We start from the raw sequence: 12,249 nt of genomic DNA on the forward strand, positions 1-12,249 counted from the left end.
TCTCCTCCCCCGGAAGGCACAACCTCATGAGGCACAAGGCTTCGCTGACGGCTCTCGCCGCCGCCGTCGCCCTCAGCGGGTGCACCGTCGGCCAGCAACAGGCCACGACCCAGCCCGGCGGCACCGCCAAGAAGGAGATCAGCTTCCTGGTCTTCGAGACGCCCAACCTCACGCCGCAGGTCTGGGACGCGGCGATCAAGCGGGTGACCGACCAGTACCCCGACATCACGGTCAAGAAGCTCGTCTCGCCGACCGAGGACCGGGTCTCCTACGCCAAGCAACTGCTCGCCTCCGGCCAGTTCCCCGACGTGATGGTCGCCGTCTCCCCCGCCGGATTCGCCGAGAGCGGCGCCATGGCCGCCTTCACCCCGGAGGAGCTGAAGGACTTCGTCGCGCCCGCCAACGGCGCCGTCAAGGGCAAGATCTACCAGCTGCCGACCAACACCCAGACGATCCCCGTCGTCTACTACAACAAGGACCTCTTCGCCAAGGCCGGGATCACCGCGCCGCCGAAGACGTACGCCGAGCTGCTCGACGCCGCCGCCAAGCTCAAGGCCAAGGGCACCACCCCGTTCGTCGTCGGCGGCGGCAAGGATCCGTTCGCCTCCACGCTGCTGTGGACGGCCACCCTCGCCACGGACCTGTACGCCAGGACGCCCGACTGGATGGCCAAACGGCGCGCGGGCTCCGCGAAGTTCAGCGACCCCGACTTCGTCAAGGCCACGGCCAAGTTCGCGGACCTCGCCGCGAAGGGCTACATCGGCAAGAAGGACATCTCGCGCGACTACGCGGCCACCGAGCAGGCCTTCCTCGACGGGAAGGGCGCGATGTACCCGATGGGCAACTGGTTCGCCGCCGCCGCTGACGACCCGAAACGCAAGCCCGGCTGGGAGATCGGCGCCTTCAACTGGCCCACGGACGACGGCTCCGCGGTCGTGCCCGCCTTCACCGGCGGCGGCCTGTCGGTCAGCGCCACGGCCGAACACCTGGCGGAGGCCAAGAAGTTCGCACTGGCCTTCACTCTCGACAAGACGAACCTCGACAACTCCGTACACAACGACGGCCTCTACCCGGCGATCAAGGGATACACGCCGCCGTCGGACACCGGCGCGGTGTTCAAGCTCGGCTGGGACCTCTATCAGCAGGGCCTGAACGACGGCAAGATCGTCCAGGCGTTCGGCTGGGAGGCCGGCGACGACGGCCTGCTCCCCGGGGTGGTCGACAAGTGGCGGGCCGCCGCGCAGGACCTCATCACCGGCGGCAAGACCGTCGAACAGGTGACCGCGGCGCTCGACGACGAGTGGGCGAAGGCCTCCTGATCGATGGCGGTCGACACCCAGACGCGACCGGCCCGGACCACACCGCGGCCGGCGGGCGGGCGCTTCGGGGCGGTGGCGGAGCGGATCAGGACGTTCGCCTTCTTCGGCGCGCCGGGCCTGTTCATCTACGCCTGTTTCGTGCTCGCCCCCATCCTGATCAGCTTCGGGTACAGCCTCACCAACCACAACCCGTTCAACCCGCCGACGCGTTTCGTCGGCCTGCGCAATTATCTGGTGCTCTTCACCGACGCCGAGTTCCTCACCTCGCTGCGGGTCACCACGATCCTCACCGTGATCGTCGTCGTCGTGCCGAACGTGGCGGGGCTCGGCATCGCGCTCCTGCTGGACCGCAAGAGCTGGTTCTACAACGCGATGCGCACGGTCTTCTTCACTCCGATGGTGCTCAGCTCGGTCGTGGTGAGCATCGTGTGGACCCGCATGCTGGACGATCAGGGGCTGGTCAACCAGGCGCTGCGCGCGCTCGGGGTCGCCGACCCGCCGGGCTGGCTGTCGGACCCGCGCATCGCGCTCTACTCGATCGCGATGATCCTGTCCTGGCAGATGCTGGGCTTCTGCGTCGTCGTCTACCTCGCCGGGCTGCAGGGGGTGCCGCACGAGCTCGTCGAGGCCGCGGCGATCGACGGGGCCGGCCCCGTACGCCGGTTCCGCTCGGTGACCTGGCCGCTGCTGGCGCCGGCGCTGACCATCAACACGGTGGTCCTGCTGATCTCGGCGTTCAAGACCTTCGACCACGTTCAGGTGATCACCCATGGCGGCCCGGGGACGGGGACGACCGCGACCATCGCCTACAACGTGCTGCAGACCGGCCTGGTGGCCAACCGGCAGGGGTACGCGTCGGCGATGGCGATCGTCATGCTCGTCATCATCGCCGCCGCCTGCGCCGTGACGCTCAAGATCCTCAACCGGCGGGAGGTCAGCCTGTGAACGACTCGCGGGCGCCCTGGGTGCGGCCCCTGACCGCCCTGGTCATCAGCGCGTTCTTCGTGATCCCGCTGTACATGATCCTGGTGAACGTGATCAAACAGGGCGAGAAGATCACTCAGGACCCGGCCGGGTTGCCGGTCCCGCCGACGCTGGAGCACATCACCGGCCTGCTGACCCGCCCGGACAACCTGTTCTGGGCCAGCCTCGCCAACAGCGTGGTCGTCACCACGCTGTCGATCATCGTGCTGACCGTGCTGTCGGCGATGCTCGCGCACTACCTCGCCCGGTCCCGGAGCAGATGGGCGCGGGTGGCCATGCTCCTGCTGCTGTCCGGCCTGATGATCCCGCCGCAGGTGATCCTCATGCCGATCACCCAGGTGCTCCAGTTCCTCGGGCTGATGACGACGGTGCAGGGACTGGTGCTGTTCAACGTCGGCTACTACATCCCGTTCGGGGTGTTCGTGTTCTCGGGCTTCCTGCGCGGCATCCCGATCGAGCTGGAAGAGGCGGCGGCGATCGACGGCGCGTCCCGGACGCGGATCTTCTGGCGGGTGGTCTTCCCGCTGCTGCGGCCGGCGACCGCGAGCGTGCTGATCTTCCTCGGCGTGTGGATCTGGAACGACTTCATCGACCCGCTGGTCATCCTCGGCCCCTCCCAGGGCACCACGATCACCACGGGCATCTACCGGTCGATCGGCCAGTACCAGGCCGACTTCGGGACCGTGTTCGCGCTGATGTTCCTGGCCACGCTCCCGGTGCTGGTCTTCTACCTCTTCCTGCAGAAGCAGTTCGTCAAAGGCCTCACCGGGGGCGCGACCAAGGGCTGACGGTGAACGGCGGTCCAGCCACCACGGGCGGCTCAACTCGTACGGGTGACCCGTTATGAGGCTGATGAACACTCATCCTGAGACGACGTCTCCGAGAAAGGCGCACGACAGAACGTGGTGGAAGCGTGTGAGCCGGACGACATCACGAAGGAGGGCCTGTGGAAGGGTTGCGGATAGCCGCGCTGGTGGCGGCCACGATCTCAACAGGACTGGCGGCAGGCGTGTTCGGCCTGTACGCACACACGATCATGCCGGGCCTCGGCAGGACCGACGACCGCACGTTCGTCGCCGCGTTCCAGTCGATCGACAGGGCGATCATGAACCCGTGGTTCCTGGGCGGCAGCTTCTTCGGCGCGCTGTTGTTCACGATCCTCGCCATGATCGCGCACGTGGGCAGGCCCGCCATGCCGTGGATCGTGGCGGCGCTCGTGCTGTACGCGATCACGTTCGTCATCACCATCGCGATCAACGTGCCGCTGAACGATGCGATCAAGGCGGCCGGCGACCCCGACGGCATCGACCTGGCCGCCGTCCGCGAGCGGTTCGACGAGGCGCGGTGGAGGAGCTGGAACATCGTCCGCGTGATCGCCTCCACCACCGCCTTCGGCCTGCTCACCTGGGCTCTCACCCTGACCGGGCGATCGAGCTAGACGACATCCCACCGTCCGGCCCCCGGCCCCCTGATTGACCGCCATGAACGGCCGCATCCGCCGCTCGTACGCGTCCACCCGGCCCGCCGGCCAGCCGTCCATGTGGACCCGGCCGAGCAGGCCGGAAGAGAGGTCCGGCGCGTCCGCCAGACGCTCGAGCAGCCGCGCTACCGCTACCCTCCCCTCGTAGGCCCGGAGGCGGGATAGGTGACCGTCTCGCAGTGGCACGGTGTCACGCTCTGGAGAGAACGCGGACCAGTCGGCGTTCTTCAGGGTGTCGAGGGGCCTCACCGGGTCCCATCCGCTCGTCAGGAATGGGGCCTCACCGGGTCCCATCCGCTCGTCAGGAATGCCGGTGAACGGCGGGGACGGCGGCTCCAGGCCACGCTTGGCCTCATCCTTCGAGAGTCGGCCGAACCGCCCGGCCAGCACGATCTGGCCGCCACTGATGATCATGCCAAGCGGGCTCGCCGCGGTCGGCGAGCGTGGTGGCGAGCCATATGGAGGCGCGGTCCGCCACGATGTGGGCGAGCTCATCGGGAGTATCACGAGCAACGAGGTGACCTGCAGCAGGCACCCGGGAGACGGTGACCGCAGGGTTGGCGACGCACAGTCTCTCCACCTCAGCGTCGATGAGCGGGGAGCGCGGCCCACCACGGACCAGCAGCATCGGCAGCTCGATCTTCGTGGCTGTCGCCAGAAGCTCGGGGCCGCGTTCGAGGATGTCCTCGACGAGCTCGGCGTTGCCGCTGAAGAGGCCGCGCTCATCGAGCCAGGCACGAACCCGGGCGGGATCGGGGTCGGGTACGACGTCAACGAGAACCAGCCCGGCGACATGCCGTGCCGCGCGCGGGTCGGCGAGGGACGCGATGGCGGCCAGTCCTCCGAGGGAGGCGCCGACCACGATGACGGGTGCCGGCTCATGGCAGATCATCGCGGTCACGTCCTCCGCGATTGCCCGCAGCTTCGTCGCCTGACCTGAGCTGTCGCCGTGACCGCGCAGGTCGAAGGCCACGGTCCGCAGCCCGCGCGAGGCGAGCGCCGCTGCGACCGGCGTCCACACAGCGCGGCGTTCGCCGCCGGCATGAAGCAGGAGGACGGTCGGACCGGTGCCGGTGACCGTACCTCGCAGCGTTGCGCTTCCTCTGGTGAGGGTGACTTCGGTCATCGCTGGTTGGAAACGCGGCTCGTTCGACAGATCGACCATGGGCATCTCCAGGCTCCTCTACCTTGAGATGTCAAGGTACGGCACTTCCCTTGGCTGGTCAAGGTAAAGTGAAGGTCGTGGGGACCCGTCGAACGCGAAGACCGCCCGAGGAGGCTCGCCGTCTGATCCTCGACGCCGCCGCAGCGCTGCTCTCCGAGGGAGGCGTCGCAGCGGTCCAGGTCCGTGCCGTCGCCGCCCGAGTCGGCATGACCGACGCCGGTGTGACGCACCACTTCCAGAGCCGCGACAACCTGCTCCACGAACTGCTTCGACATGGTGGACGCCGGCTGAGAGCCGCGGTGCAGAATGTTCTCTCGTCGTGGCTGGAGCAGGGTTCCGACCTCCTGAAGCTCGTCGAATCGCTGGCAGGCCTGTACCGGCAGGGCTACGGCGAGCTGGCGGTGGCGCTGCATGCCGCGGGCTGGCGAGAGCACGGCAGCGGGATGCTGGACCCGGTCGTCGACGCCCTCCACAAGCTCCGGCCATCCGGGGCCTCGATCGAGGACACCCGGCTCGCAGTCGCGGCCCTCCACCAGGCGATGGCACTGGAGCCGCTCTACGGGAGTGCCTTCCGCCGCAGCGCCGGCCTCACCGGCGGCGCAGCGAGTGACCCGGCCGCTCAACTGCTCTGGTGGACGCGCCAACTCCAGCTCGCACTCGAACTCGAACTACCCTCGCCCCGGCATGCCCAGTGACTGACCAGCGACCGCGCTCGGCGGACGCCGCCACGCCGGACGCCGGGCAGACCGCAGTTCCCTATTGAATAGGCGTGTTGTTCCTGTTGAGTAGAGGGGCTGATGTGGCGAGCTGGCGCAAGTTCTGGGTGCCTTGAGACGCGGCGCGGGGCGGCCCCCGACGTCGAGGTGCGCCTGCGCGAGACGATCGTCAAGTTGAAGAAGACGATCGCGAACAAGAACAAGTGACTCGCCCAGATCCGGGAAGACGTTCCCGCGCCGGTCCGGGCCGTCCACCAGCTCATCCTGGAGAACCAGGAACCGCGAGCCCAGCTGGACCTACCCGAACCGAACATCGCTCCGCTCCACCGTCAGCGCTGAGAGGGTGTCAGTAATGATCGCGGCCGGCTGTGGGCGTACTTCTTGAAGTGCAGAGGTACGGACGAGTAAACGGGCTCTGCAGTTGAGCCCGTACACCGACACCAGCTGTCGATGATCACGATTCGGCACCGAGATGGGCCGTGATGCATGCCGCCGGTACTGGACGGCGGCGAACATGTCGGTGTGAGTCGACGTCCCATCCGCTGGTGGAATCCGGCCGCTCTGCTGGCCATCGTCGCGCTGGTCGCGACGGTGGTGTTGGTGGGGCGCGCGCTGGACCGGACCGACAAGGTCAATCTGGCTGATCTGGCTGCGGTCGCGATCGCCGCAGCGGTGGCCGCGTCCGCCGTCGTGACGTGGGCCAGGCGCCGCAACACCGCCGCCGGCCATCCCGCCGATGTGACACAAGCCGCCGATGTGCTGGCCGATCTGGTGCGCCGGCAATGGCAGGACGAGGCCCGCAACCGGCTGCTCGACGATCCCGAACCCATCCCGGTCCGCTGGAACCTCACCGCCAACGAGGCGGTGATGAGCACCCCTCGGCTGATCAGCGCCGCGACCGCATTCACCTTCACCGGCCGCAGCGACGACATCGCCGCCCTCGCGCGCGACTTTCGCGCCCTGACCCGGCGGCGGCTGGTCATCACCGGCGGCGCGGGCATGGGCAAGACCACCTTGGCGATCCAGCTGCTGCTGCAGCTGCTGTCCACCCGCGCGGCTGACCAGACCAGCGCCTCCGGAGGCGAGATCGTGCCGGTACCGGTGCTGCTGCCGGTCTCCGGCTGGGACACCGACGCCCATCCCCGCCTGCACGACTGGCTCGCCGCCCACCTGGCCACCGACTACCCGGCGCTGGCCGCCCCGCAGCTCGGCGCCGGCGCCGCCGCCGCACTGGCCGAACGCGGCCACATCCTGCCCGTCCTGGACGGCCTGGACGAAATCTCCGCCCCCGCGCGCGCCCAGGTGATCGCCGCGCTCAACGCCTCGCTGACCGCCCGCGACCAGCTCATCCTCACCAGCCGCCGCGCCGAGTTCACCACCGCCGTCCACGACGCCGGCCGGCCGCTGACCGCAGCGGCGGTCATCGTCTCCAAACCCCTCACCCCGCAGGCCGCTGCGGACTACCTGACCGCCTGCCTCCCCTCATCCCCGAGCGAGACCTGGACCCACACTCTGGCCGCACTGCGATCCCGCACCGTCCCCGGCTTGACCCGGCTCGCCGCAACCCCGCTGGGCCTGTGGCTGATCCGCACCGTCTATGTCGCTTCCGGGGCCGACCCCGCCCCGCTGACCGGCCCTCTCGGTGCCGACGCCGACGCGTTGCGCACTCACCTGCTGGACCACGTCATCACCGCTGTCATAGCCGCCCGCCCGCCCAGCACCGACCCCGCCGACCACTTCCGGCCCCGCCACCGGCTCGACCCAGACGCCACCCGCCGCTACCTGACCTATCTGGCTCGTGCCTTCCCCCCGGCCACCACCCGCGACATCACCTGGTGGCACATCGCCCGCACCACCCCCCACATCCGGCCAGCAATCGGGGTGACGGTCGGGCTCGCGTTCGGGCTCACGGCCGTGCTCACGCCCATGGTCTGGGTCGGAGAAGTCATCAGCGGGACCTGGCCCGGGCTCCTGATCGGATTGGCGTTCGGGCTCGTGCGCGCCCCAGCTTGGGTTAACGAAACACCGGGCTTCGCCAACCTGCGCCTGCGCGGACGAACATTCCGTTCCTTCCGGTTCGACACAGCCGCCCTCGCGTTCAGACTCGTGGCCGGGCTCGTGGCCGGGCTCGCGTTCGTACCTGTGCTCGTGCTCATGACCGGGCTCAACCCCACGGATAGGATGACGCTCGAGCTCTGGCTCTACATCTGGCTCGGGATCATCCTGGCGCCCAGGCTCATCACCCGGGCGGAACAACCCACCCTCGAATCAACCAGCACACCCCGCTCCAGCCGGAGGGCCGACAGAACGCTCACCCTTCTGCGCACGATCGTGCCCGGGCTCGCGGCCGGGCTCGCGTTCGGGCTCACCGTCGGGCTCGCGGTCGGGCACAGGGTCGGATCCGGCTTCACGGGCTCGCTCCAACTCGGGCTCTACATCTGGCTCGGGATCATCCTGGCGCCCAGGCTCATCACCTGGGCGGAACAACCCACCCTCGAATCAACCAGCACACCCCGCTCCAGCTGGCAAGCCGACAGAACGCTCACCCTTCTGCGCACGATCGTGCCCGGGCTCGCGTTCGGGCTCACGTTCGGGCTCGTGGCCGGGCTCGCGTTCGGGCTCAAGACCGGGCTCGCGTTCGGGACCGGGCTCGCGTTCGGGCTCGCGGTTGGCCCGATGGCCGGGCTCGTGATGGGCAACCGTCATGCGTGGCTGGTCTGCACCATCGCGGTGGCCCGGCTGGCCCTTAAACGTCAGCTTCCCTGGCGGGTTATGGACTTCCTTGACGACGCCCACCGCCTGGGGCTGCTGCGTGCCGTCGGCCCGGTCTATCAGTTCCGCCACGCGGCCCTGCACGACCACCTTGCCAGCCTCAAGTAGTTCAACACGCAGACTTGACGGGGAAGGGCACCGCAGGTATTCACCGAAGGCGAGCGGTCGATCGCCATCGGCGGCGACCTCAACCGATGACGGGGCGCGAAATGTGCAGATGCGGGCGGAAGCCTCGGGCCAGGGGCCGGCCTGCCACGCCGTCCGGCCTCGACCTTCGTCGGCCGCGATGCGACCCTGACCGCCATGCGCCAGGCACTGCAGGACGGAATAGGGCCCGGTGTGATCAGTCAGGCCGTGCTCGGGCTGGGCGGCGTCGGCAAGAGCGAACCGGCCCTGCAATACGCCTACCGCCACCGCGGCCAGTACCGGGTGGTGTGGTGGATCTACGCCGACAGCCCGGATCTGATCCGCGCAGGGCTGGCCGCTTTCGCCGGTGCGCTGACCTGCGGCATCGACTCGGTGGCCGCCGAGCAGACCACTGTGGAGGAAGCCGCCGCCCGGGCTCTGAGCTGGCTGGCCGTCTATCCGGGCCGGCTGGTCATCTTCGACAACGTCGAGGAGGCCGGCGCTTCGTTGTTCGGTTGGATCGCTTGCCGCCGCCACTTGATCATTGCTCAGGAACTCAGCCGTCACATGCCGTCATCGACACGGATCAACGCGTCGCTACCGCTAATTCTTGAGCGGTTCCTCCTCGACCCCTAAATCGAACTGCTCGACGCCATGCTCACCACAGGCACGTTACCCAGGGTCTCGATCCGGGGACGAGCCGCGGCGTGACGGGCGCACCCGGACGCGGCACGCGGCCTGGAAAGCGCCTGACGCCCAACCGGTGGAGCAAAATTGCGCGACGATCTACTCAAAACGTGGCCGGCGTGGCGCGTCATTTACCGAGACCTCCGGTGAATACGCGGAACAATTGCACTTCGACGAAGGCTTCCGCCGCGGTCGGCCGGAACGGCGAAAGCCCGCCCGCTCGCTAGTGCGCCGCTTCGTACTTCTCCACGACGGACGCGGCGATGCGACCCCGCTCGCTGACCGGCAGCCCATGAGCCTTCGCCCACTGCCGGATCTGAGAGGACTTCTCACGGCTCACCCGCGCGCCGGCACCGGCCGCGCGTCGCCCGCGGCCGCCACGTGCCGCACGAACCGGGCGCGCCTTCACGATGAAGGGGGCGAGCGCCTTCCTCAGCGCCTCCGCCTTGGTTTCGTGGAGATCGATCTCATAGGTGCTGCCGTCGAGACCGAATGCGACGGTCTCGTGAGCCTCGCCTCCATCGATGTCGTCGATGAGTCGTTCAACGATCTGCTTGGCCATGCCGGACTCCAATTAGGTCAGGTTATGGCGGTACTGTATCGCTATTCCCGGTGTCGTCAAGCTGGATCAGAATTTACCGTGGTTTTCTACGCTCGTGACCGACGGGCTGCGATACGTTCGCGATGGTCAAGAGGACCCTTGGTAACCGGGCCTATTCAGGACGATGATATCGACTTCAGTCGTATATAACGGCTGATTCGAAAGGCGATGGAGCGCTCTCGGATCAAATCCGCTGCGATTCAGATCCCGGGTGCCGCCGCATGCACGGCTTTTGGCGGTCCGCATGTCATTGCCCCAGCTTTTCTTCTCGTGAAGCGCGGAGTCGGGCGCGCCTGCCGGCAGGCGGTCACCGAAGCTGCGAACCGGTACGATCCCGCGAGCCGACGCCTCCGTACGCAAAGGATTCCCGATGACGAAGATGCACGCCGACGAGGTGCACACGGACGCCGCGCTCGTGCGCCGGCTGCTGGCCGCGCAGTTCCCGCAGTGGGCTGACCTTCCCATCGAGCGCTTCCCCTCGCCCGGCACCGTCAACGCGGTCTACCGGCTCGGCGACGACTTCTCCGTACGGCTGCCTCTGGTCGAAGGGGGCGTCGAGGACGTGACCAAGGAACAGGAGTGGCTGCCCAGGCTGGCCCCGCTTCTGCCGGTCGCCGTTCCCGAGGCGCTCGGCACGGGCGTTCCCGGCGAGGGCTTCCCCTGGCCGTGGACGGTGTGCCGGTGGCTGCCCGGCGCCAACCCCCAGGCCGGTCGGCTCTCCGACGCCGAGTCCATGGCCGCGGACCTGGCCGCGTTCGTGACCGCGTTCCGCCGCGTCGAGCTCCCCGGCGGGCCGCGGGCCTACCGCGGCGGACCGCTCACCGCGGTGGACAGAGCGACCCGGCGCGCCATCGGCGAGCTGGACGGGCTGATCGACACGGCGGCGGCCACCGCGGCCTGGGACGCGGCCGTGCGGACGCCCGAGTGGGCGGGCCCGCCCGTGTGGGTGCATTCCGACCTGATGCCCGGCAACCTGCTGGTCGAGAACGGGCGGCTCACCGGCGTGATCGACTTCGCCACCGCAGGCGTGGGCGACCCCGCCTGCGACCTGATCGCCGCGTGGAACCTGCTCCCCGAGCACGCCAGGGGCGTCTTCCGTGCCGCGCTGGACGCGGACGACGACACCTGGGCCCGGGGCCGAGGCTGGGCGCTGTCCATGGCCCTCATCCAGCTCCCCTACTACCAGCACACGAACCCGGCGATCGCGGCCAACGCCCGGCACGTGATCCACGAGGTGCTCACCGACATGACCGCCGAAACGCCCCTCGGGTGACGTGCCGTTCGGGCAGATATTCGCCACTATCGCCCCGTGTGCTTTCTGGCCCGAACCGCCCTGCGAGCCACCCACCGGAATTGCCGGCGGAACCGCGGTGCTGATGGTCTCCGCCACCGGCGACGCGCGCGCCAACGCCGAAGTCGACGCCGAAGTCGACGCCGAAGTCGACGCGGAAGTCGATGCGGAAGTCGATGCCGCCTTGGCGTCGGGAAGACTCCGGCCGAGGACCGAACATGCCATCGCGGTTGAGCGACCGCCATTTGCCATAATCCTCAAATATGCAAAAGGGCAGGGATATGCATTTGCAATATTGGGGCCACTGCACCGCCGTGTCCTGACCGGCGAACGCGAGGACACCCGGCTCATCCAGACCCGCGACCGGGGATACCTCATCCACCTCCCCCTGACCGCCTGGACCTGACCCGCTTTCGTGACCTCGTCCGGCGCGCCGGTCTAGCGGCCGGGAAGCACGGCCTCCCCGTCGAGGCGGAGCTCCTCGGCCCCGCCCTGCGACTGTGGCGCGGCCCCGTCCTGGCCGATCTCAAGCCGCCGCAGCCGCGCATCCCGTACACGAAGGCCCTGGGCGAAACTCATGCTCGCCCCGCACCGTGCCGGCCACCAGGCGGAAGCCCTCGACGCCTACCGGCGCATCACCACATTCCTGCGGAGTGGGCTCGGCATCGACCCCGCGAAGGAGCTCCGCGCGCTGCATCACGCCGTTCTCAATGACGACGCCGGCCTCCTTCTCCCCTCCGCCGGGGCCGGCGGACCCGTGCGGCTCTCCGCCGGCGGGCCGGACCGGTGCAGGCCGTCTGGCCGCTCGCCTCGCCGGCCGAGATCAAGGGCGACGGCGAACGCGCCGCCGAGCCGCGCCGCGAGGGTGTGCGGCCGGCGCAGGAGTCGAGGCTCTGGCCCGGCGTCGCGGACCGGCTGACCGGCCTGGGCCGCATCGCCCTGCTCACCAAGGACTACGAGCGGGCCAGGGAGTTCCACGAGCGGGGCCGCGATCTCGCGGCCTAGCTCGGCTACATGTCGAACGCGGCGACGTCGACCGCATCACCACGATGGTCCGGGCGGCCCTCGTCGAGGGGAAATTCGCCGCCGAGTACGAGCACGGCACCGG

Annotated in this window: 13 protein-coding genes and 2 pseudogenes; 12 read left to right on the top strand and 3 right to left on the bottom strand. The window is 68.9% G+C overall.

Annotation, left to right across the window (positions count from 1 at the left end):
* Positions 1-26: 26 nt before the first annotated feature.
* The 4 genes from ACIBX3_RS52650 (at position 27) to ACIBX3_RS52665 (ending at position 3,741) form a co-directional block, all read left to right on the top strand.
* Entirely contained in the window at positions 27-1,319 is a 1,293-nt protein-coding gene (locus ACIBX3_RS52650) for an ABC transporter substrate-binding protein (RefSeq protein WP_397128327.1), read from the top strand.
* A gap of 3 nt (positions 1,320-1,322) precedes the next feature.
* Entirely contained in the window at positions 1,323-2,264 is a 942-nt protein-coding gene (locus ACIBX3_RS52655) for a carbohydrate ABC transporter permease (protein ID WP_397128328.1), read from the top strand.
* On the top strand, positions 2,261-3,091 hold the full coding sequence (locus tag ACIBX3_RS52660; protein WP_397128329.1) for a carbohydrate ABC transporter permease: 831 nt from the start codon (positions 2,261-2,263) through the stop codon (positions 3,089-3,091). The genes ACIBX3_RS52655 and ACIBX3_RS52660 overlap by 4 nt, the downstream gene beginning before the upstream one ends.
* A 158-nt stretch (positions 3,092-3,249) precedes the next feature.
* Positions 3,250-3,741 carry a DUF1772 domain-containing protein gene (locus tag ACIBX3_RS52665; protein ID WP_397128330.1) on the top strand — a complete coding sequence of 164 codons (492 nt, stop codon included), beginning with the start codon at positions 3,250-3,252 and terminating at the stop codon, positions 3,739-3,741.
* A 394-nt stretch (positions 3,742-4,135) separates the two neighbouring features.
* Here the strand turns inward: ACIBX3_RS52665 and ACIBX3_RS52670 are convergent, their stop codons facing one another.
* Positions 4,136-4,954, bottom strand: a complete 819-nt coding sequence (locus ACIBX3_RS52670) for an alpha/beta fold hydrolase (protein ID WP_397128332.1) — start codon at positions 4,952-4,954, stop codon at positions 4,136-4,138.
* A gap of 71 nt (positions 4,955-5,025) precedes the next feature.
* On the opposite strand from ACIBX3_RS52670, the gene ACIBX3_RS52675 reads away from it, so the two are divergent.
* From ACIBX3_RS52675 to ACIBX3_RS52685, 3 genes are all read left to right on the top strand, one after another.
* On the top strand, positions 5,026-5,643 hold the full coding sequence (locus tag ACIBX3_RS52675) for a TetR family transcriptional regulator (protein ID WP_397128334.1): 618 nt from the start codon (positions 5,026-5,028) through the stop codon (positions 5,641-5,643).
* A gap of 543 nt (positions 5,644-6,186) precedes the next feature.
* Positions 6,187-8,544: an NACHT domain-containing protein gene (locus tag ACIBX3_RS52680; protein WP_397128336.1), complete on the top strand. Its 2,358-nt coding sequence runs from the start codon at positions 6,187-6,189 to the stop codon at positions 8,542-8,544.
* 195 nt (positions 8,545-8,739) lie between these two features.
* Positions 8,740-9,198: a hypothetical protein gene (locus ACIBX3_RS52685; protein ID WP_397128337.1), complete on the top strand. Its 459-nt coding sequence runs from the start codon at positions 8,740-8,742 to the stop codon at positions 9,196-9,198.
* Positions 9,199-9,472: 274 nt separating this feature from the next.
* On the opposite strand, the gene ACIBX3_RS52690 is transcribed toward ACIBX3_RS52685, so the two are convergent.
* Positions 9,473-9,811: an Lsr2 family protein gene (locus tag ACIBX3_RS52690; protein ID WP_397128338.1), complete on the bottom strand. Its 339-nt coding sequence runs from the start codon at positions 9,809-9,811 to the stop codon at positions 9,473-9,475.
* 409 nt (positions 9,812-10,220) lie between these two features.
* Between ACIBX3_RS52690 and ACIBX3_RS52695 the strand changes: the two genes are divergently transcribed.
* The 3 genes and pseudogenes from ACIBX3_RS52695 to ACIBX3_RS52705 form a co-directional block, all read left to right on the top strand.
* On the top strand, positions 10,221-11,123 hold the full coding sequence (locus ACIBX3_RS52695; RefSeq protein WP_397128339.1) for an aminoglycoside phosphotransferase family protein: 903 nt from the start codon (positions 10,221-10,223) through the stop codon (positions 11,121-11,123).
* A gap of 1 nt (position 11,124) precedes the next feature.
* Complete coding sequence (locus ACIBX3_RS52700) at positions 11,125-11,547, top strand: hypothetical protein (RefSeq protein ID WP_397128340.1); 423 nt, start codon at positions 11,125-11,127, stop codon at positions 11,545-11,547.
* Positions 11,544-11,615: pseudogene (locus tag ACIBX3_RS52705) on the top strand (hypothetical protein); the annotation flags it as partial. The gene ACIBX3_RS52700 and the pseudogene ACIBX3_RS52705, both read left to right, overlap by 4 nt.
* On the opposite strand, the gene ACIBX3_RS52710 reads toward ACIBX3_RS52705, so the two are convergent.
* Positions 11,580-11,720, bottom strand: a complete 141-nt coding sequence (locus tag ACIBX3_RS52710) for a hypothetical protein (RefSeq protein ID WP_397128341.1) — start codon at positions 11,718-11,720, stop codon at positions 11,580-11,582. The pseudogene ACIBX3_RS52705 and the gene ACIBX3_RS52710 sit on opposite strands and share 36 nt — an antisense overlap.
* On the opposite strand from ACIBX3_RS52710, the pseudogene ACIBX3_RS52715 reads away from it, so the two are divergent.
* Both ACIBX3_RS52715 and ACIBX3_RS52720 read left to right on the top strand, forming a co-directional pair.
* Positions 11,719-11,790 (top strand): annotated as a pseudogene (locus ACIBX3_RS52715) (hypothetical protein); the annotation flags it as partial. The gene ACIBX3_RS52710 and the pseudogene ACIBX3_RS52715 overlap by 2 nt on opposite strands.
* 137 nt (positions 11,791-11,927) lie before the next feature.
* On the top strand, positions 11,928-12,146 hold the full coding sequence (locus ACIBX3_RS52720) for a hypothetical protein (RefSeq protein ID WP_397128411.1): 219 nt from the start codon (positions 11,928-11,930) through the stop codon (positions 12,144-12,146).
* Positions 12,147-12,249: the final 103 nt, after the last annotated feature.

It is taken from the genome of Nonomuraea sp. NPDC049480 (assembly GCF_044465905.1).
Lineage (GTDB): Bacteria > Actinomycetota > Actinomycetes > Streptosporangiales > Streptosporangiaceae > Nonomuraea.

Excerpts from the sequence above, each read along its gene's own strand:
- ACIBX3_RS52685 (WP_397128337.1), top strand. The coding sequence starts at position 8,740 with ATGCGCCAGGCACTGCAGGACGGAATAGGGCCCGGTGTGATCAGTCAG.
- ACIBX3_RS52650 (WP_397128327.1), top strand. The coding sequence starts at position 27 with ATGAGGCACAAGGCTTCGCTGACGGCTCTCGCCGCCGCCGTCGCCCTC.
- ACIBX3_RS52695 (WP_397128339.1), top strand. The coding sequence starts at position 10,221 with ATGACGAAGATGCACGCCGACGAGGTGCACACGGACGCCGCGCTCGTG.
- ACIBX3_RS52690 (WP_397128338.1), bottom strand. The coding sequence starts at position 9,811 with ATGGCCAAGCAGATCGTTGAACGACTCATCGACGACATCGATGGAGGC.
- ACIBX3_RS52670 (WP_397128332.1), bottom strand. The coding sequence starts at position 4,954 with ATGCCCATGGTCGATCTGTCGAACGAGCCGCGTTTCCAACCAGCGATG.
- ACIBX3_RS52710 (WP_397128341.1), bottom strand. The coding sequence starts at position 11,720 with ATGAGTTTCGCCCAGGGCCTTCGTGTACGGGATGCGCGGCTGCGGCGG.
- ACIBX3_RS52655 (WP_397128328.1), top strand. The coding sequence starts at position 1,323 with ATGGCGGTCGACACCCAGACGCGACCGGCCCGGACCACACCGCGGCCG.